The 18,481-nt window shown below is 45.0% G+C and carries 17 protein-coding genes, 2 tRNA genes and 1 riboswitch; of the genes, 12 read left to right on the top strand and 7 right to left on the bottom strand.

The window, feature by feature from the left end; translation table 11 throughout:
* The first annotated feature begins 13 nt into the window (after positions 1 to 13).
* From CCC17_RS03215 to CCC17_RS03235, 5 genes are all read left to right on the top strand, one after another.
* On the top strand, positions 14 to 517 hold the full coding sequence (locus CCC17_RS03215; protein WP_021975899.1) for a DUF6106 family protein: 504 nt from the start codon (positions 14 to 16) through the stop codon (positions 515 to 517).
* Positions 518 to 584: 67 nt separating this feature from the next.
* A complete protein-coding gene (gene guaB, locus CCC17_RS03220) occupies positions 585 to 2,039 on the top strand; it encodes an IMP dehydrogenase (protein ID WP_021975900.1) in 1,455 nt (484 codons plus the stop codon).
* A 112-nt stretch (positions 2,040 to 2,151) separates the two neighbouring features.
* Positions 2,152 to 2,868 carry a peptidoglycan recognition protein family protein gene (locus CCC17_RS03225; RefSeq protein ID WP_044961668.1) on the top strand — a complete coding sequence of 239 codons (717 nt, stop codon included), beginning with the start codon at positions 2,152 to 2,154 and terminating at the stop codon, positions 2,866 to 2,868.
* 97 nt (positions 2,869 to 2,965) lie between these two features.
* Positions 2,966 to 3,047: riboswitch (ZMP/ZTP riboswitch) on the top strand.
* Between the two features lie 86 nt (positions 3,048 to 3,133).
* Positions 3,134 to 3,847, top strand: coding sequence for an IMP cyclohydrolase (locus CCC17_RS03230; protein ID WP_015524355.1), 714 nt, complete (start codon positions 3,134 to 3,136; stop codon positions 3,845 to 3,847).
* Positions 3,848 to 3,885: 38 nt separating this feature from the next.
* On the top strand, positions 3,886 to 5,070 hold the full coding sequence (locus CCC17_RS03235; RefSeq protein WP_110103451.1) for a phosphoribosylaminoimidazolecarboxamide formyltransferase: 1,185 nt from the start codon (positions 3,886 to 3,888) through the stop codon (positions 5,068 to 5,070).
* A 164-nt stretch (positions 5,071 to 5,234) separates the two neighbouring features.
* Here the strand turns inward: CCC17_RS03235 and CCC17_RS03240 are convergent.
* Positions 5,235 to 5,307 (bottom strand) — tRNA-Gly (locus CCC17_RS03240).
* 166 nt (positions 5,308 to 5,473) lie between these two features.
* The gene (locus CCC17_RS03245; protein ID WP_287082498.1) at positions 5,474 to 6,163 is read right to left on the bottom strand and encodes a lysozyme family protein; all 690 of its coding nucleotides are present in this window, start codon (positions 6,161 to 6,163) and stop codon (positions 5,474 to 5,476) included.
* A 162-nt stretch (positions 6,164 to 6,325) separates the two neighbouring features.
* Here CCC17_RS03245 and CCC17_RS03250 point away from each other — a divergent pair, with 162 nt between their 5' ends.
* On the top strand, positions 6,326 to 7,405 hold the full coding sequence (locus CCC17_RS03250; RefSeq protein WP_287082499.1) for a 3D domain-containing protein: 1,080 nt from the start codon (positions 6,326 to 6,328) through the stop codon (positions 7,403 to 7,405).
* Positions 7,406 to 7,509: 104 nt separating this feature from the next.
* Here the strand turns inward: CCC17_RS03250 and CCC17_RS03255 are convergent.
* Positions 7,510 to 7,582 (bottom strand) — tRNA-Phe (locus CCC17_RS03255).
* Between the two features lie 130 nt (positions 7,583 to 7,712).
* Positions 7,713 to 8,897, bottom strand: coding sequence for an iron-containing alcohol dehydrogenase (locus CCC17_RS03260; RefSeq protein WP_092071430.1), 1,185 nt, complete (start codon positions 8,895 to 8,897; stop codon positions 7,713 to 7,715).
* Positions 8,898 to 9,209: 312 nt separating this feature from the next.
* Between CCC17_RS03260 and CCC17_RS03265 the strand changes: the two genes are divergently transcribed.
* The 3 genes from CCC17_RS03265 to CCC17_RS03275 all read left to right on the top strand — a co-directional run bounded on the left by CCC17_RS03265 (position 9,210) and on the right by CCC17_RS03275 (position 12,387).
* Positions 9,210 to 10,112, top strand: a complete 903-nt coding sequence (locus CCC17_RS03265) for an NAD(P)/FAD-dependent oxidoreductase (RefSeq protein WP_021651805.1) — start codon at positions 9,210 to 9,212, stop codon at positions 10,110 to 10,112.
* A gap of 49 nt (positions 10,113 to 10,161) precedes the next feature.
* Positions 10,162 to 10,461 (top strand): thioredoxin, encoded by a 300-nt coding sequence (gene trxA, locus CCC17_RS03270; RefSeq protein ID WP_021651804.1) that lies wholly within the window; start codon positions 10,162 to 10,164, stop codon positions 10,459 to 10,461.
* A 102-nt stretch (positions 10,462 to 10,563) separates the two neighbouring features.
* Positions 10,564 to 12,387 (top strand): DUF6020 family protein, encoded by a 1,824-nt coding sequence (locus tag CCC17_RS03275; RefSeq protein WP_118752499.1) that lies wholly within the window; start codon positions 10,564 to 10,566, stop codon positions 12,385 to 12,387.
* Here the strand turns inward: CCC17_RS03275 and CCC17_RS03280 are convergent.
* Positions 12,384 to 13,064 (bottom strand): Crp/Fnr family transcriptional regulator, encoded by a 681-nt coding sequence (locus tag CCC17_RS03280; protein WP_021651802.1) that lies wholly within the window; start codon positions 13,062 to 13,064, stop codon positions 12,384 to 12,386. The genes CCC17_RS03275 and CCC17_RS03280 overlap by 4 nt on opposite strands.
* A gap of 223 nt (positions 13,065 to 13,287) precedes the next feature.
* Here CCC17_RS03280 and CCC17_RS03285 point away from each other — a divergent pair, with 223 nt between their 5' ends.
* The 3 genes from CCC17_RS03285 to trmL all read left to right on the top strand — a co-directional run bounded on the left by CCC17_RS03285 (position 13,288) and on the right by trmL (position 16,262).
* Positions 13,288 to 14,973 carry a B12-binding domain-containing radical SAM protein gene (locus tag CCC17_RS03285; protein WP_118752500.1) on the top strand — a complete coding sequence of 562 codons (1,686 nt, stop codon included), beginning with the start codon at positions 13,288 to 13,290 and terminating at the stop codon, positions 14,971 to 14,973.
* A 104-nt stretch (positions 14,974 to 15,077) separates the two neighbouring features.
* Entirely contained in the window at positions 15,078 to 15,689 is a 612-nt protein-coding gene (locus CCC17_RS03290) for an AIR synthase-related protein (RefSeq protein ID WP_243874182.1), read from the top strand.
* A 72-nt stretch (positions 15,690 to 15,761) separates the two neighbouring features.
* A complete protein-coding gene (gene trmL, locus CCC17_RS03295; protein ID WP_015524365.1) occupies positions 15,762 to 16,262 on the top strand; it encodes a tRNA (uridine(34)/cytosine(34)/5-carboxymethylaminomethyluridine(34)-2'-O)-methyltransferase TrmL in 501 nt (166 codons plus the stop codon).
* A 101-nt stretch (positions 16,263 to 16,363) separates the two neighbouring features.
* On the opposite strand, the gene CCC17_RS03300 is transcribed toward trmL, so the two are convergent.
* Both CCC17_RS03300 and CCC17_RS03305 read right to left on the bottom strand, forming a co-directional pair.
* On the bottom strand, positions 16,364 to 17,773 hold the full coding sequence (locus tag CCC17_RS03300) for a sensor histidine kinase (protein ID WP_287082500.1): 1,410 nt from the start codon (positions 17,771 to 17,773) through the stop codon (positions 16,364 to 16,366).
* Positions 17,770 to 18,471: a response regulator transcription factor gene (locus tag CCC17_RS03305; RefSeq protein WP_015524367.1), complete on the bottom strand. Its 702-nt coding sequence runs from the start codon at positions 18,469 to 18,471 to the stop codon at positions 17,770 to 17,772. Before CCC17_RS03305 ends, CCC17_RS03300 begins: the two co-directional genes overlap by 4 nt.
* Positions 18,472 to 18,481 lie beyond the last annotated feature (10 nt).

Raw genomic sequence — 18,481 nt, forward strand, 5'->3', positions numbered from 1 at the left:
AAGGAAGAAACAAATGAGTGACTTATATTCAGAGCTTCTGGTAAAAAAGAAGCAGACAGCGAAAGATCTGGTTGTGAAATACGGTCTGATAGCGCTGACGGTGATCATGGTCCTGGGAGGCCTTGTGCTGAATGTACTTTTGCTGGTACCGGCTATTGCACTTGGTATTGCATGTTATTTTGTAATACCGAAGACAGATCTGGAGTACGAGTATCTGTTTGTTAACGGAGAACTGGACATTGATATGATCATGTCAAAATCAAAAAGGAAAAGAGTGAAATCGCTCCAGCTTGCGGAGGCAGACCTTGTGGCACCATTAAAGTCCCACAGAATGGACTATTATAATGGCAATCAGAAGATGAAAGAGTATGATTTTTCATCAGGAATTGAGGATCATAAACGCTATGCAATGATCATAAGAGACAGTGGAGAAACCTGCAAAGTGATCCTGGAACTGGATGACGCACTTGCAAATACCATGAAAAATTCTGCACCAAGTAAAGTTTTTTTGGATTGACATGAATCTTGTTTTTTGTTACACTAGTTCACAAATTTAAAATATCTTACACAAGGGAGGAAATGCAATGGGTACTATTATTGGTGAAGGCATTACGTTTGATGACGTCCTTCTGGTTCCGGCTTATTCTAAAGTGATTCCGAATCAGGTAGATGTTTCAACGTATTTAACCAAGAAAGTAAAGCTGAATATCCCCATGATGAGTGCGGGAATGGACACAGTTACAGAGCACAGAATGGCAATTGCCATGGCCAGACAGGGTGGTATCGGTATCATCCACAAGAATATGTCCATCGAAGCACAGGCAGAAGAGGTTGATAAGGTTAAACGTTCTGAGAACGGTGTTATTACAGATCCATTTTATCTTTCACCGGAGCATACACTGAAAGATGCCAATGATCTGATGGCGAAATACCGTATTTCCGGTGTTCCGATCACAGAAGGCAGAAAGCTTGTAGGTATTATCACAAACCGTGATCTTAAATTTGAGACAGATTTCAGCAGAAAGATCAAGGAGTGCATGACTTCTGAAGGACTGATCACAGCCAAGGAAGGAATCACACTTGAGGATGCCAAGAAGATCCTTGCGAAATCCCGTAAGGAGAAATTACCCATTGTAGATGACGACTTTAATTTAAAAGGACTCATTACCATCAAGGATATCGAGAAACAGATCAAATATCCGCTTGCAGCCAAGGATGCACAGGGACGTCTTCTCTGTGGTGCGGCAGTTGGTATCACAGCCAATGTACTTGCACGTGTAGATGCACTTGTGAAAGCGAATGTGGATGTAATCGTAATTGATTCCGCACATGGTCATTCTGAGAATATCTTAAAAGCAGTCCGCGAGATCAAGGCTGCATATCCGGAACTTCAGGTTATCGCAGGTAACGTTGCAACAGGAGCAGCTACCAAGGCACTGATCGAAGCTGGTGTAGATGCAGTTAAAGTTGGTATCGGACCTGGATCTATCTGTACCACACGTGTTGTTGCAGGTATCGGTGTACCGCAGGTTACTGCTGTTATGGATTGCTATGAAGTAGCCAACAGCTACGGAATCCCGATCATCGCAGATGGTGGAATCAAGTATTCCGGAGACATCACCAAGGCTATCGCGGCAGGCGCCAATGTCTGCATGATGGGCAGCATGTTTGCTGGATGCGATGAGAGCCCGGGAACATTCGAGCTCTATCAGGGAAGAAAATATAAAGTATACCGTGGAATGGGATCTATTGCAGCTATGGAGAACGGCAGCAAGGATCGTTACTTCCAGGAGAACGCCAAGAAGCTTGTTCCAGAAGGTGTTGAAGGACGTGTTGCATACAAAGGACACGTTGAGGATACCGTATTCCAGTTAATTGGCGGTTTAAGATCCGGTATGGGTTACTGCGGAGCAGAGAACATTGAGAAGCTGAAAACAACAGGCAGATTCATTAAGATCTCCGCTGCATCTCTCAAGGAGTCACATCCACATGACATCCATATCACAAAAGAGGCTCCAAACTACAGTGTAGATGAATAATAAAGGAAAAAAAGGTAAGACCGGTAAAAAGTCACCCAGGCCGTCCCATAGCGGGCGGCCTGTTTCCGTAAAGAAAACTTCCTCCGGGTCTTCCAGAAGAAAAAAGAAGTCTTTGAGAAAAAAGAACCCGATCAAGATCCTGCAGAGGATTGTGCTGATATGTATCATTGTGATCGTTGCTTTTGCTGCGTGTGCGTTAGGATACGCATTTTTTGAGATGCGCATGGAACAGAGTGAAACTCAGTCCGGACAGGAAGAAATATCCGGGAATGCCAGCGGAAATGGCGGACCGGAACAATGGCAGGCAGAAGGAGCACCTTTTATTGATGTGGAGCTTCTGACACCGAATTCCTATTCCAGACCACAGATTTCTATCGAACAGGTAAATTATATAGCCATTCATTATACGGCCAATCCGGGATCTACTGCCATATCCAACCGGAATTATTTTGAAAATCTTGCGACAACGCAGGACAACAAAGTCAGCAGTCATTTTGTGATAGGTTTGGAGGGAGAAGTGGTACAATGTATTCCCACTTCAGAAATATCCTATGCCACAAATTCCAGAAATGTAGATACCATATCCATTGAATGCTGCCATCCGGATGAAACAGGGCAGTTTAATACAGCAACCTATGATTCGGCGGTAAAGCTGACAGCGTGGCTTTGTACACGCTTTGGACTGACTTCGGATCAGGTGATCCGTCATTATGATGTCACAGGTAAAGACTGTCCGAAGTATTACGTGGAAAATCCCGATGCATGGATCCAGATGAAATCAGACATTGCAGCACAGATCCAGACAGATTATGCATTACAGGGGAAATAAAGTGTTATTGTTTATTTTGTGAGCAACAAGAAGTCTGGAAAAATAATTTCTGAAAATAGGGGCTTGAAAATTAAGAAGAAGTATTGTAGTATAACAGCAGAAGCTGCATGACTGGCGGAAAGTAGGATTACCTACAGGGAGTGCAGTGAAGTGAGAAGCCGACCGCCTGGGCAGCCTGATAAGGGGTGTCCAGGCGGTTTTTTGTTACCGTTCATATCCTGGGATAAGCCCCGGGCCTTACATTAGACAAGGAGGACTGTGAAAAATGACGACATTTTCACTTGAAAAAGAACTGAAAGAAAATTCCTATCCGGGAAGAGGAATTGTGATCGGACGTTCCGCTGACGGGAAACATGCAGTTACTGCATATTTTATTATGGGAAGAAGCGAGAACAGCAGAAACCGTATTTTTGTTGAGGATGGGGAAGGAATCCGTACACAGGCTTTTGATCCGTCCAAGCTTACAGACCCGAGCCTGATCATTTATGCACCGGTACGTGTCCTTGGAAATAAGACCATCGTAACAAACGGTGATCAGACAGATACGATCTATGAGGGAATGGACAGACAGCTCACCTTTGAACAGTCTCTCCGCAGCAGAGAGTTTGAGCCGGATGCGCCGAACTATACACCTCGTATTTCAGGTGTTCTTCATGTTGAAGACGGTAAATTCAATTATGCGATGTCTATTTTAAAGAGCAATAACGGAAATCCGGATTCCTGTCTTCGTTATACATTTGCCTATGAGAATGCGGCGGCAGGACAGGGACGTTTTATCCATACTTATAAATGCGATGGAAATCCACTTCCAAGTTTCGAGGGAGAGCCGAAGCTGGTAGAGATCCCAAGCGATATTGATGAGTTTACGGATCTCCTCTGGAAGAGCCTGAACCAGGATAATAAAGTTTCTCTCTTTGTTCGTTTTATTGACATTGAGACAGGAAAATATGAATCCAGGATCGTAAACAAGAATAAATAAGAAAATAGGGATATCACAGAGAACGGAGGAGCTTTTTCATGAAAGAATTACAGTTAAAATACGGATGTAACCCAAATCAGAAACCATCAAAGATCTATATGGCAGATGGAAGTGAGCTTCCGATCCAGGTACTCTCCGGAAGACCAGGATACATCAACTTCCTGGATGCCTTTAATGGCTGGCAGCTGGTACGTGACCTTAAGAAAGCAACCGGACTTCCGGCAGCAACTTCATTTAAGCATGTATCTCCGGCAGGTGCTTCCATCGGACTTCCGCTGAATGAGACACTGGCAAAGATCTACTGGGTAGGTGATATGGACTGGAAGAATTTTTCCCCGCTTGCATGTGCGTATGCAAGAGCAAGAGGTGCAGATCGTATGTCATCATTTGGTGATTTTATTTCTCTTTCTGATGTCTGCGACAAAGATACCGCAATGCTGATCAAGAGAGAGGTTTCTGATGGTGTGATCGCACCAGGATATACAGAGGAGGCTCTTGAAATTCTGAAGCAGAAGAAAAAAGGCAATTACAATGTGATCCAGATCGATGAAAACTATGTTCCAGAACCTTTGGAGCACAAACAGGTATTTGGAGTCACCTTTGAGCAGGGCCGCCAGGAGCTGGCAATTGATGATGCGCTGATCTCCAATATTGTAACAGAGAATAAAGAGCTTACGGAAGAAGCCAAGAGAGATATGAAGGTTTCTCTGATCATCCTGAAATATACACAGTCCAATTCTGTATGCTTTGTTAAGGACGGACAGGCTATCGGCGTTGGTGCAGGACAGCAGTCCCGTGTACATTGTACACGCCTTGCAGGTCAGAAGGCAGATAACTGGTATCTCCGTCAGTGTCCGAAAGTACTGGAGCTTCCGTTTAAAGACACGATCACACGTGCGGAGAGAGATAATGCCATTGATGTTTACATTGGTGAGGAATATATGGATGTCCTTGCAGATGGTGCATGGGAAAAGACATTCACAGAGAAGCCGGAAGTGTTCACAAAAGAAGAGAAGAGAGCATGGCTGGATGGTCTTACCGGCGTGACACTGGGATCCGATGCATTCTTCCCATTCAGTGATAATATCGAGCGCGCATATAAGAGCGGTGTAAAATATATTGCAGAGCCGGGTGGATCTGTACGTGATGACGCAGTTATCGATACATGTAATAAGTATGGAATGGTGATGGCATTTACAGGAATCCGCCTTTTCCACCACTAAAAGATGCATGCCTTGGCCATGATATGCAGCTGAAATAAAAGATAAAAAATATAAAGTCCCGAATCTGAATTTCTGGAAAAAAGAGATCAGACCCGGGACTTTTTGATCGAAAAAGGATAGTTTTAAAAATAAAAAAGAACTCTGAAAAACTCAGAGTTCTGAAGAGCGATAGACGGGGCTCGAACCCGCGGTCTCGACCTTGGCAAGGTCGCGCGTTACCAACTACGCCACTATCGCATATGTCTTATCGTTTCAAGTGTTTCCCTCAGCGACAAGACATATATTAGCATAGATTTTATATTCTGTCAAATGTTTTTTGGAATTTTTTTGAAATTATACACAACATATAAAGTTTATTCCAGACGTCTGAAATAGAACTTGTATATGACAATATTTCGGTGGTTTATGAGTTATTGTCTAAGTGGTAATAGCGCAAAACATGATCCGGATAGTATTGGTCACCATAGTCCCATGGACCGGCAGGATCATGAAGGGGATCATCTTCATCACGTTGTGTGCCGCCGCTTGCCATCTGAGCAAAGGCCTGAGCACTTTGGGCCGTCCACACAGTCTGACCGTTTTCTTCCAGATAAGCAAAATAGGAATCGGCTCCGAAATTGTATGCCTGCAGAGCCAGACGGATTTTGGAAAGATCAGTCGGACCGGTACAGACGGCCTTTTCCAGAGCATATTTCAGTTCCTGGATGCCACAGGAAATAGAGTAAGAAGGATCTGTGATACCATTGGGCTGCTGAGGATATCTGGTGTTGTAGGCTCCTTCTGAGGACTGCATGGGATCGGTACCCTGTCCGGAGCTTTCCTGCATCATCACAGCCAGGATCAGGTCTACATAGTCGGACATATCATATTGTGCTGCTTCGCTGGAAACCTCATCGCGATAAGCTTCACAGGCTGCATTGATCTGATGGGTTTCCTTCTGCCTGCCGGAAAATTTGGAAAAACGCAGAAGGATACAGCCCACGATCAGCAGAAAAAGACATGTCAGAAAGATCTTCTGCCTTCGCACCTGCTGTACACGGAGTCTGTGGCGCTGTTTTTTAGTAAGGGTTGGTTTCTTGTGTTTTGTATTCATATAAGTATTGTATCCGTTACGGATAGATTTGACCAGTTAAAAAATATGATCTTTTTGTTAAAAATTTCTGAAGACTGTCCTGTGAAATTGCAAAATACGATCTGATATGCTATGATAGTCGGGACAAACCGTAGAATGTCGGAAAAAAGGAGGCAAGATTTCATGCGAAAAAAGCTTCTGGCAGTTATTTTATGTGCTTCTATGCTTTTCCCTGCATCCGTATCAGCAGAGGTACTGGGATATGAAGCAACAATGGATACATATACACAGGAGAAAAAATCACCTCAGCAGTTTCAGATCGATGATGGGGCGGGAAATACAGTAAATGCTCTGGCGAAGAGTGATACGCTTTATGTTACAGCGAAAAATACGGAAATCCGGTCCAATCCGGGAGACAGTGGTACAGAGCTGCGTTCTGTGATCTTGGGAACGAAACTTGAAAGAGTTGCAGTCTGTGACAATGGCTGGAGCAAGGTGACCTTCCAAAAGAAAGGTGAGGACAAGATCATCGGTTATGTTTCGGACAGCGTGCTCAGTGATACGGAGATCGTAAATAAATTTACGGATACAGTTACAGCGGCACAGGACAGTGATATCCTGGATTATCCCGGCAAGAAGGACGGAGAGGTTGTAGGAGAGGTTCTTCAGGATGATGAGCTGAAAAGAACAGGTACGGTAGATGCTATCTGGAGCAGGATCGTTTACACAGATGACAGTGGTTCAGATCACGTCGGCTATATTCCGACCAGCTGTCTGGAAGGTTATCAGGCTACGGAAGTGGCCAAGGCAGAGCAGGAAAAGAATACAAAAGCAGGATCCCTTACTAAGAGTTCCGGGGAGGGCGTTTTTGCGGATGCGGTGGATGGTGTAACTTCCACAGGTGGTTCCGGAAGTATCGCAGCTGGCGTACAGATCGGAACGCCGGTATCAGTATCTTCTGACGCGACCCTGAAACCACTGGGAACATTCCGGATCACGCATTATTGTCCGTGCAGCATCTGCTGCGGACCATGGGCGAATGGAATTACTTCCACAGGAGTAACGGCCACTACCAACCGTACGATCGCAGTGGATCCGAGTCAGATCCCATACGGCTCCAAAGTAGTGATCAATGGACAGGTTTATGTTGCAGAGGACTGTGGAGGAGCGATCCGGACCAATTGCATTGATGTATATGTGGCAACACACTCCGAAGCAGAGCAGAAGGGCGTGTTTTATACAGAAGTTTATTTGCTTCAGTGATCAGAAAAAGACTGCTGTAGATTCCACAAGGGATTTGCAGCAGTTTTTTGTATAAAAAAACTCTGACCAGCAGAGGCTATTCTGCGATCAGAGTAAAAAAATAATGCCCAGAGCCGGAATCGAACCAGCGACACGAGGATTTTCAGTCCTCTGCTCTACCAACTGAGCTATCTGGGCATGTCTCTTTCGAGTACTTTGTTACTTTAACACATTTATGTAGAGAATGCAAGGAAAAAATAAAAAAAGCAGATGTTTTTCTGAAAAATCTGATTTTCAAAAAAACATCTGCAATATTATGGCTACAGATTTATCTGGCAGCAAGATAGATTTTTTCCATATCTTTCATGTTCAGCTGTTTGAACACACCGATGGTACGGGTGTCTTCAAAGCTGCATTTAAACGCCAGATCATGAATCTCCTTTTCTGTAAGATCAAGACCAAGCTCATGAAGGCTGGTAGGCATCTGGATGGAACGGAAATAATCTTCCATGGCTTCTATGCCGGCAAGAGCAGTTTTGTTGAAGTCGGTACTGCAGGGAATGTCAAAGATATTGACTGCAAACTGGGCAAAGCGTTCCGGATTTGCATCATAAACGTAACGTGCCCAGCTTCCCCACAAAGCGGCAAGACCGGCTCCGTGAGCCACATCGTAGGTGCCGCCCAGTTCATGCTCCAGCTGGTGACAGGCCCAGTCACCACCGCCGGTTCCGCAGCCGGTAAGTCCATTGTGGGAAAGGCTGCCGGCCCACATGATCTCTGCCCGTGCAGTATAATTATCCGCCTCCTTCATCAGGATCCGGGAGTTATAGATCACGGTTTGCATCAGAGATTCGCTGATACTGTCAGTGATCTCCATGGTTTCGATATTTACAAAGTACCGTTCCATAGTATGCATCAGGATATCCACACAGCCGCTTTCGGTCTGATATTGCGGCAGGGTATAGGTGAGGCGGGGATTTAAAATAGCAAAACGTGGGCGGCACAGATCGTTGCGGGCACTACTCCGTTTCAGCCAGCCCTCTTCATTGGTGATCACACAGGATCCGCTCATTTCACTTCCGGAAGCTGCGATCGTCAGGATAACGCCTACAGGAAGACAGGCTTTTGGGGTTTCGGTGCGGAGAAAAAAGTTCCATACATCTGTATCCGGATTGGCAAGTCCATAGCCGATGGCCTTACAGGAATCAATAACGCTGCCACCGCCAACAGCCAAAAGAAAATCAACCTGTTCTTTGCGGCAAAGCTCAATACCTTCACGTACCTTGGAGAGACGGGGATTGGGAACCACACCGCCAAGAGTGACATAGGAAATTCCAGCTTCATCCAGAGAAGATCGGATCTCATCGATCAGACCGGAGCTTACTGCACTGTGGCTGCCATAATGGATCAGTACTTTGCTGCAGTTCTGCTCTTTTAGAACAGTGCCGATCTTAAGGTGTGTATCTTTTCCGAAAATAACCCGGGTAGGGGTAAAATATTCAAAATTTCTCATAGAGATTAGGCTCCTTTTTATGATTCATGATCTATTGATAAATATAAGGAATCTGTTTCCTTACAGGTTAAGCAGATATTTATGATCCCGCAGGGGTATCATCTTGATTCATTTAATTGGTTTAAAGTCGTTATAATAATAGCATAGAAGAGAAACAGACGCAAATAAAAGCTATTGAAAAAAAGGTGTAATTTTTGGGGAATGTGGTATAATGACTTCTGTGAAGGAAAAGTGACCTGATCACAGAAACAGACCAATGCGAAGCGTATATTATAGAACAGATCCAAACGAAGAAGAAAGCAGGTGTCTGAAATGGAGAATATCATTATCATAGGAGCAGGTCCGGCCGGGATCTCGGCAGCACTTTATGCGGCAAGAGGAAATATGGATCCGCTGATCATAAATACAGGGATCGGTTCACTGGAAAAAGCGGAGAAGATCGAGAACTATTACGGACTGGAGCAGCCGCTGTCCGGCAGAGAACTTTTCGAAAGAGGTCTTGCCCAGGCAAGAGCACTTGGAGTACGGATCCTGGATGCCCAGGTTGTGGGAATGGGTGGTTTTGATACTTTTGAGGTGAAAACTACCGCAGGAGATTTTGAGGCACGCAGCGTGATCCTGGCAACTGGAAGCAGGAGAGCTTCTGCCAGGATTCCGGGAGTAAAGGAATTTGAGGGAAAAGGTGTCAGCTACTGCGCAGTATGTGACGCATTTTTTTACAGAGGAAAAGAAGTGGCAGTGCTTGGAAACAGTGATTTTGCTCTTCATGAAGCAGAAGAACTTTCTCATACCGCTTCCCGTGTGACGATCTTTACAGATGGAAAGAAACCGGAATTTTCAAGAGAAAATCCGCTTCCGGTTAACACCATGAAGATCCAGGCGATCGAAGGGGATGAGCGGGTTTCCGGCATCCGCCTGAAAAGTGATGTGTCCATGCAGGAAGCAGGTACCGGAGCAGATTCTTTTGTGCCGGCAGAGGGAGTCTTTGTAGCACTTGGTACAGCCGGAAGCTCGGAGATGGCTCGCCAGATCGGAGCGGAACTGAATGAAAAAGGAAATATCCGGGTCAATGAAGAGATGGAGACTACAGTTCCGGGACTGTATGCAGCAGGTGATTGCACCGGTGGACTTCTCCAGGTGGCAAAAGCTGTTCATGACGGTGCCCAGGCAGGACTTTCCGCCTGTCAGTATGTGCGGAAGCTTCTGAAGGCGTAGGCATAAGCTGATACTAAAAATAAATACAGGATCAAGGAGGAATTTTATCATGGCAAAAGTTTTTACAACAGACAATTTTGAAACTGAGGTATTAAAGGCAGAAAAGCCGGTACTGGTAGATTTTTGGGCAACCTGGTGCGGACCATGCAGACGTCAGGCTCCGGTCGTGGAAGAGCTTGCAGAAGCCGGATATGAGGTTGGCAAGGTTGACGTAGACAAAGAGCCATCACTGGCACAGCAGTACAAGATCATGAGTATCCCCACACTGCTGGTATTCAAAGAAGGAAAAGAGACCGCACGTTTTGTGGGACTGACATCAAAGACAGAGCTTGAGGCAGCGCTTCAGTAACCAAAACAGAAAACAGAAAAAACAGATACAGCTCTGGGAACCGAAATGGTTTCCGGAGCATTGTTGGTTTACTGAAAATTTTAGACAAGGGTTAATAAAAATATGGATGAGAAAATAATAAAAAAGAATGCAGTGCCTGTGATCGCGGCAATGATCACAGCGCTGGCCTTTTCTTTTACGGGCCTTCCAATGGATGGAAATACTTCTGTAGAAAAAATGAGCGATGTTTATAATGGATTGGGATGCATGAGCTTGCTTGCATGGATCCTGCTTCTTATTTTATACGTGAAAGGATGGGAGGGCTACCGGAAATACAGAAACTGGCAGGCACATGTTTTGGCAGTGATCTTTTCGGCGGGAATGCTTCTTGGAACTTCTTATTTTACAAATGGAAGCTGGGATTTTCTGTTTGGCGCAAAGAAACAGATCCTGATCTCAGCCGGATGCTTTATAGGATTTTATATTATCTGTGATATGGGAATCACTTATTTCTGGAGGATTCCTGAGATGGAGTTTTTCCGAAAGGCCTGCGGGCGTATCCCGGCCAGAGAGGAAGAAGTAATGTGGTTCCGCCTGGCAAAGATATCTATGATCATTGGATGGACACCGTTTATCCTGGCATTTCTCCCAGGTTCGATCCCGGCAGATGGATTTCGGCAGCTGGATGTATTTTTGGGAGCTATGCCGCTGGACAATCATCATCCATGGGTCCTGTCGATGATCATGGGTGGACTGCTGACACTTGGAAAAACTATCTGGTGTTATAATTTTGGAGTATTTTTGATCGTCATTGTGTTTACTTCTGTGGAAATCTGGTGTTACAGTGCGGTAGTCCGCTATCTGTACAGATGGAAGGCTCCAAAATGGATACTTTTTGGTACTGTTCTGCTGTTTGCATTTGTTCCCATATTTGGAAGCTATGCCCAGGCAGTGATCAAAGACGGATTGTATACGGCAGTCATTACTTTGTATTTTGCAGTGTATATAGATATTTGTCATTCCTTTTCCAAGAGAAAGGCAGTATATTTATTTCTTCTGGGAATCAGTGTTTGTCTTACCCGAAATAATGGCATTCATCTGGTCCTGCCTTCTTTGATCCTTTTGTTTTTCTTCCTGGTAAAGGGTGCGAGGAAATATGCATTTATTGTGGCTGTCTGTGTTTTTGCCTGCTATCTGGGCGTAGAAAAGGGGGCAGCACCTGCCCTTGGCGTGGCACCTGGATCCCGATGTGAAATGCTTTCGGTACCGTTTCAGCAGACTGCCCGATATCTGAGAGAATATCCGGATGATGTAACCGCAAGTGAGAAGAAAGCGATCAACAGGATCCTGGATTATGATGTTCTTGCCGAGAAGTATAATCCGGAACTGTCGGATCCTGTGAAAATTACATTCAGGTTCAGAGATGATGATAATGATCCTAAATTGGATGGATACATGAAAGATTATTTTAAAGCCTGGTTTGCCATGTTCCGTCGTCATCCGGGAGTATATATCCAGGCGACATTGAATAATATCTACAGTTATAATGATCCGTTCCATATGGGAAGAGGACAGCAGGGCGTGTACCGGTTTTACATAGATAAACTGTATCAGAAAAAATCCGGGATCGATGTCAGCTATGTGGGCCCAAAAAAGATCCAGTATCTATTCAGGCTTTATGATGAATTATGGATGCGTGCACCTGGGCTGGGACTTATCTTAAGTGCAGGAACGTATACCTGGCTTACTCTGTTGCTGATGGGGTATCTTCTGGTGAAGAAGCAATGGAAAAAACTTCTGATCTTTGCCATACCGGTGCTGAATATACTGATATGTCTTGTGTCTCCTGTAAATGGGATGATCCGTTATATGTGGCCAGTAATGACTATTATGCCGATGCTGTTCTGGTGGATCCTGCAGCCGGCACCTAAAACATCTTCAAATTAAAAAGTATTCATCATTTCATAAAGACGTCTTTTATCCAGAATACGGATCGATCCCCGTGAGATCTGGATAGAGCCGTCTTTATTCATTTTTTTAAGGCTGCGGCTGACAGCTTCTCTGGCACTTCCGATGGAGCGGGCGATGGCTTCCTGTGTGAGAGCGAGCTCATCGGAACCGGTATCTGCAGCTTCATCCAGAAGAAAGGCTGCGATTCTCTGAGTCAGGGTCATAAAAAATGTCCGTTCGATTCCTGCGATCACATCTGAGAAATGTTCAGTTGTCCGTTTGTAGATGAAATTTTCCAGATAGATATTGTTTTTCATCAGCCGGGAAAAAGGAACTGCCGGAAGCAGAAGCAGATCACAGTCTGTTTCTGCATCGATCTGTACATCAAATGTAATGGCAGAAAGCATGCAGGAGGCGGAAAGAGTGCAGATGTCACTGTCCCTTAAACGGTACAGGGTTGCCTCTTTTCCCTGAGCGGACAGTAGATAAACACGGAGAACTCCCTTCAGAAGAAAAAGAGTTCCCAGGCACTGGCGCTCTTCAGACTGTATGGCAGCACCTGCCGGGTAATGAAGCTCGCGAATGTTATCAAGAAGAAAATTCCGATCTTCTTCCGTCATATGTTCCCAGAAGGGAAACGCCTGAAAATAATTCAGACAGCTGTTTCGATCCATAAAAAGATTACTCCTTTATAAAAATATATAGTACTCATTTTAACGCTGTTTGGATGGAAATACAACAAAAACGGCATTTTTGCGGCAGGAGGGAAATCCCTGTTTTTCTATTTACATCCGGTGGCGGGAACGTTATAATCATAAAGCGAAAAGGATCAACAGAGAAATAATGAAAACTGCCGGGGAAAGAAATTATCCGACAGAAGTTAGGAGAATATAAAATTTGAAAATCTTACTTGCAGCATGCAATGCAAAATATATCCATTCCAATCTTGCGGTATATAACCTGAAATCCTGTTCCGGAGAATACAGCTCCAGGGTTGTGGTCAAAGAGTATACGATCAATCAGATCAGGGATGACATTTTAAAAGATATTTATCTGGAGCAGCCGGATGTGGTCTGCTTTTCCTGCTATATCTGGAATATTTCTTTTGTCAGGGAGCTGGTGCCGGATCTTAAGAAAATCCTTCCACAGGTGGAGTTTTGGGCAGGAGGCCCGGAGGTATCCTACGATGCGGTGGAATTTCTGAAAAAGAATCCTGCGTTTTTTGGAGTGATGGTGGGAGAAGGAGAGGAAACCTTCCATGAACTGGCAGGTTATTATATAGAAAGAAAACCGGAAACTTTGAGCGGGATCCGCGGAGTGGCTTTTCGTGATGAAAACAAAGGCAGGGATATTGTACACACGGGCTGGCGGGAATTGATGGATTTAAGTAAAGTTCCGTTTGCATACAGCAATCTTACAGAGTTTAAAAACCGCATTATTTATTATGAGAGCAGCAGGGGATGCCCCTTTTCCTGCAGTTACTGCCTTTCTTCCATAGATAAGAAGCTTCGGTTCCGTGATATTGAGCTTGTAAAAAAGGAATTGCAGTTTTTTATTGATAATAAAGTTCCTCAGGTCAAATTTGTGGATCGTACCTTCAACTGCAAGCATGACCATGCCATGGAGATCTGGAGGTATATTACGGAGAATGATAACGGGATCACCAATTTTCATTTTGAGATTTCAGCAGATCTTCTCCGTGCGGAGGAGCTGGCGCTGATGAAAACCATGCGTCCGGGCCTGATCCAGCTGGAGATTGGTGTACAGTCCACCAATCCTCAGACCATCAAAGCCATTCGGAGAACCATGGATTTTGAAAAGCTGAAAAGGATTGTAGAGCAGATCCACAGCTTTGGAAATATCCACCAGCATCTGGATCTGATCGCAGGACTTCCCTATGAGGGATACGACAGCTTCCACAAGTCCTTCTGCGATGTTTACGCACTGCGTCCGGAACAGTTTCAGCTTGGTTTTCTGAAGGTGCTGAAGGGATCATACATGATGGAAATGACAGGGGAATATCAGATTCTTTACAAGGATCGGGAACCCTATGAGGTACTTTCCACAGCCTGGCTGACCTACGGGGAGATTTTAAGGCTGAAAATGGTGGAAAGTATGGTGGAAGTGTATTATAATAGTGGGCAGTTCAAAAATACCCTTGTATTTCTGGAGAAGTATTTTGACGATCCTTTCCGGATGTATGAGGCACTTGGCAGATTTTATGAGAAAAAAGGATACTCGGAGATCTCTCATTCCAGGATGAGGCGCTATGAGATCCTTATGGAGTTTGCCGGAGAACAGAAAGAGATTCCGTCGGAAGCACTTTCCGATGTAATGCTCCTGGATCTTTATCTTCGAGAGAATTTAAAGAGCAGACCATCCTTTGCTTCAGACCAGAAGCCGTATGAGCGGCTGATCTGGGATTACCGGAAAGCGAAAAAAATCCCGAAAACCGCCCATATCGAGGTGTTCCGGGATGGAAAGAAGCTTCTTTTTGATTATACAGACAGGGATCCTTTGACCAACAATGCGCAATTAACGGATATTACAGATGAGGTGAATGATAATTATGGGAATGTTTGATCCGAAAAAAAGAAAAGTGATCACAGCGATCATCGCAGTTATTCTGGTACTGGCAATGGTAGTTCCGACTGTGCTTTCGCTTATCATTTATTAAGGCGGCAGTTATGAAACTTGGAAAAAAAGCACTGGAGGCGCTTCAGGCAGAGATAGACGGACGGCTTATGCCGGGAGACGAGCTGATCGTGGCAGGTCCTGTGGCAGCAGAAGGAACTGCATGGATCACAAAGAATTATTATGACAGGCTGCGGGAGTTTTTTGCAGAACGGTTTCTCGAGGATGCTGTAAAGCTTCCTGAGGTTTACGGAACAGGAACAGAGAATGATAAAATTTGGAAAATGGCGGAAGAGTCCGGAGCCAGTGCCCGATATCGGATGGGAGAAGGCGGCTTTCTTGCTGCCCTCTGGAAAATGGCGGAGGCATCCGGAGTAGGTCTTAGTGCAGATCTTCGAAGTGTGCCCATCCGACAGGAAACCATAGAGATCTGTGAGATCCTTGATGTGAATCCGTACAAGCTGCTTTCCGGCGGAAGTATTCTTATGGGAATCCATGGCGGTGATGCGTTTGTGCAGCAGTTGCGGCGAGAGGGGATCATGGCAGCAGTGATCGGGCAGACCGATTCCGGAAATAACAGGCTTCTTTACAGCGGCGGAAATGCCAGATATCTGGAACGCCCGGCAGAAGATGAGACCAAAAAGCTTGGCTTTTTGATCTCATGAGCAAGCAGCGAAGCGGATTGCGAATGCATATTTTGTATATTTAATGCTATGTAGAAAAGAGGAAAAAAATAAATGGGAGTTTTGAATATTGTGCTCCATGAGCCGGAAATTCCGGCAAATACAGGAAATATCGGCAGAACCTGTGTGGCAACAGGAACCAGGCTGCATCTGATTGAACCGCTTGGTTTTCGCCTGAATGAAAAGGCCATCAAGCGTGCAGGTATGGATTATTGGGAACATCTGGATGTGACCAGATATCTGGACTATGAGGATTTTCTCAAAAAGAATCCGGGAGCAAAGATTTATTATGCAACCACCAAGGCACCTCAGACTTATACAGATGTGCAGTATGAGGATGACTGTTTCATTATGTTTGGCAAGGAGAGTGCGGGAATCCCGGAGGATATCCTGGTAAACAATCAGGAAACCTGCGTGCGGATCCCGATGATCGGAGATATCCGTTCCCTGAATTTAAGCAATTCAGTTGCCATTGTGCTTTATGAGGCGCTGCGACAGCATAATTTTACGCATATGAATCTGGAAGGCCATCTGAGAAATTACGACTGGAAATAAGCCTGCAAAGAGTAAATAAAAACCTCTGATCCGGAAATACTGTAGGAGATATTGAGAGATATTTCTTTTACAGCCTTCCGGATCAGAGGTTTTTTGATGTTTTATTTTGCTTTTTCCAGTGTAAAGATAAATTCTGTTCCAACACCTACGGTGCTGATCACATTGATATTCTGCTTATGAGCGTTGATGATTTCTTTTACAATGGCAAGGCCAAGCCCGGTACCCTTGCGGTCTTTTCCACGGGAGGCATCAATCTTATAGAAACGATCCCAGATCCTGGAAAGACTTTCCTTTGGAATTCCGCTTCCATGGTCTTTGACTGAGACAAAAACCTTGCCATGATTGACTGTGGTTTCCAGTGTGATAGAAGAATTGTCGCTGCTGAATTTTACTGCGTTGTCCAATAAATTGTACAGTACCTGCTGGATCTGTTCCATATCTGCACGGACAAAAAGCTCTTTTCCAGCAAGGAGGAGCTCCAGACGGATGTTTCGTTCCGAACAGGTTCCCTCAAAGGTGGCGGCTGTGGTACGGATCGTTTCATTGATATCAAAACGCCGCATATGCATCATACGCTTTTTGACATCCAGTTCGTTTAAGGTAAGGAGACTTCGGGTAAGCTTCTCCAGACGGGTGGATTCAAAAGCAATGACTTTCAGATAACGTTCCTGCATTTCCGGTGGGATGGTACCGTCCAGCATGGCTTCCACATAGCCTTTGATGGAGGTCAGAGGCGAGCGGAAATCATGGGACACATTGGAAATGAATTGTCGTTGATACTCTCCGTTTTTGTTCAGCTTGTCTGCCATGTAATTCAGGGAGTGGGAAAGATATCCCATCTCATCTTCAGAATCTACGGGGATCGTGTAGGTAAGATTTCCGTTGGCAAATTCCAGGGCACCCTTTAAGATTTCTTTCAGAGGTTTGTGGACCCTGTAAAAATAGATCAGAAGAAAACTGAAAAACAGTGCATAGATCACAATAAAGATCAGGACCATAACCTCTACGATATTGCTGCGGCTTTCGTAGAGGTTTTTCATAGGGTAGTGGATCACCAGATAACCAGTCACCAGATCCGTATCTTTTATGGGAACGACTGTGCTTAGCTGTGTGGTTTTTAATGTCCCGTAAAACGTACCGGAGGAATAGCAGGTATCTTCGTAATCTTCCGGTCGGAAGTTCCTGACGGTGATATCACCGGAATCAGAGGACTGCTGGTTTGTGTTTATCAGAACGTTCCCATCTGTATCCATAACCCAGAAATCTGCATTTTGAAAGGCTGCTGCAGAGGAAAGAGCCAGGGTGAGGGATTTGTTTTTGGGGCTTTTTACAGCCTGACGAAGTTCATTTTTGGAAACCAGCTGGCTGGCAGTGCGGTAAAGGGACTCTCCGGTAGAGCGCTCCAGCCTTTTTTCTACCAGGTAGGAGGCACCGGAGGAAAGCAGCAGAAAGCAGATTCCGCCCAGCATAAAGTACAGGATCAGCAGTTTAGTATAAAGATGCTGTTTCATGAATCCTTTACCTCAAATTTGTAGCCGATCCCCCAGACTGTGGAAAGAGCCCAGTTTGGGTTATCCTTGATCTTTTCACGGAGACGTTTGATGTGAACGTCTACGGTTCTGGTATCGCCAATGTATTCATAGCCCCAGATGTGATCCAGAAGCTGTTCTCTTGTGAAAACCTGATTGGGAGAAGCTGCCAGGAAATAGAGAAGCTCCAGCTCCTTTGGCGGCATATCGATCTGGTGTCCCATATAAGTTACAGAATAGTTGGTCAGGTTGATCACCAGATCCGGATAGGAAACACATTTTTCCTTTGGCGCGGCAGACGGAGATTTTACATGAAATCTGCGCAGTACCGCACGGACACGTGCCACCAGCTCTTTGGAGTCAAAAGGCTTGATGATGTAATCATCTGCTCCAAGTTCCAGTCCCAGGACTTTGTCAAAGGTTTCTCCCTTGGCGGAAAGCATAATGATCGGTACATCGGAGGTGTGACGGATCTCGCGGCATACCTGGTATCCGTCAATGCCCGGAAGCATGAGATCCAGAAGGATCAGATCCGGGTGAAAAATATGGAACTGCTTCAGGGCTTCCTCGCCGTCATTTACGATCTTAGTCTCAAAGCATTCTTTTGTGAGATAGAGAGCAACCAGCTCTGCAATGTTGTTGTCATCGTCAACAATGAGGATTTTCTGTTTTGTAGCCATGGCTTCAGCT

This window comes from Blautia sp. LMAG:36, from assembly GCF_008680535.1.
Classification (GTDB): domain Bacteria; phylum Bacillota; class Clostridia; order Lachnospirales; family Lachnospiraceae; genus Blautia_A; species Blautia_A fusiformis.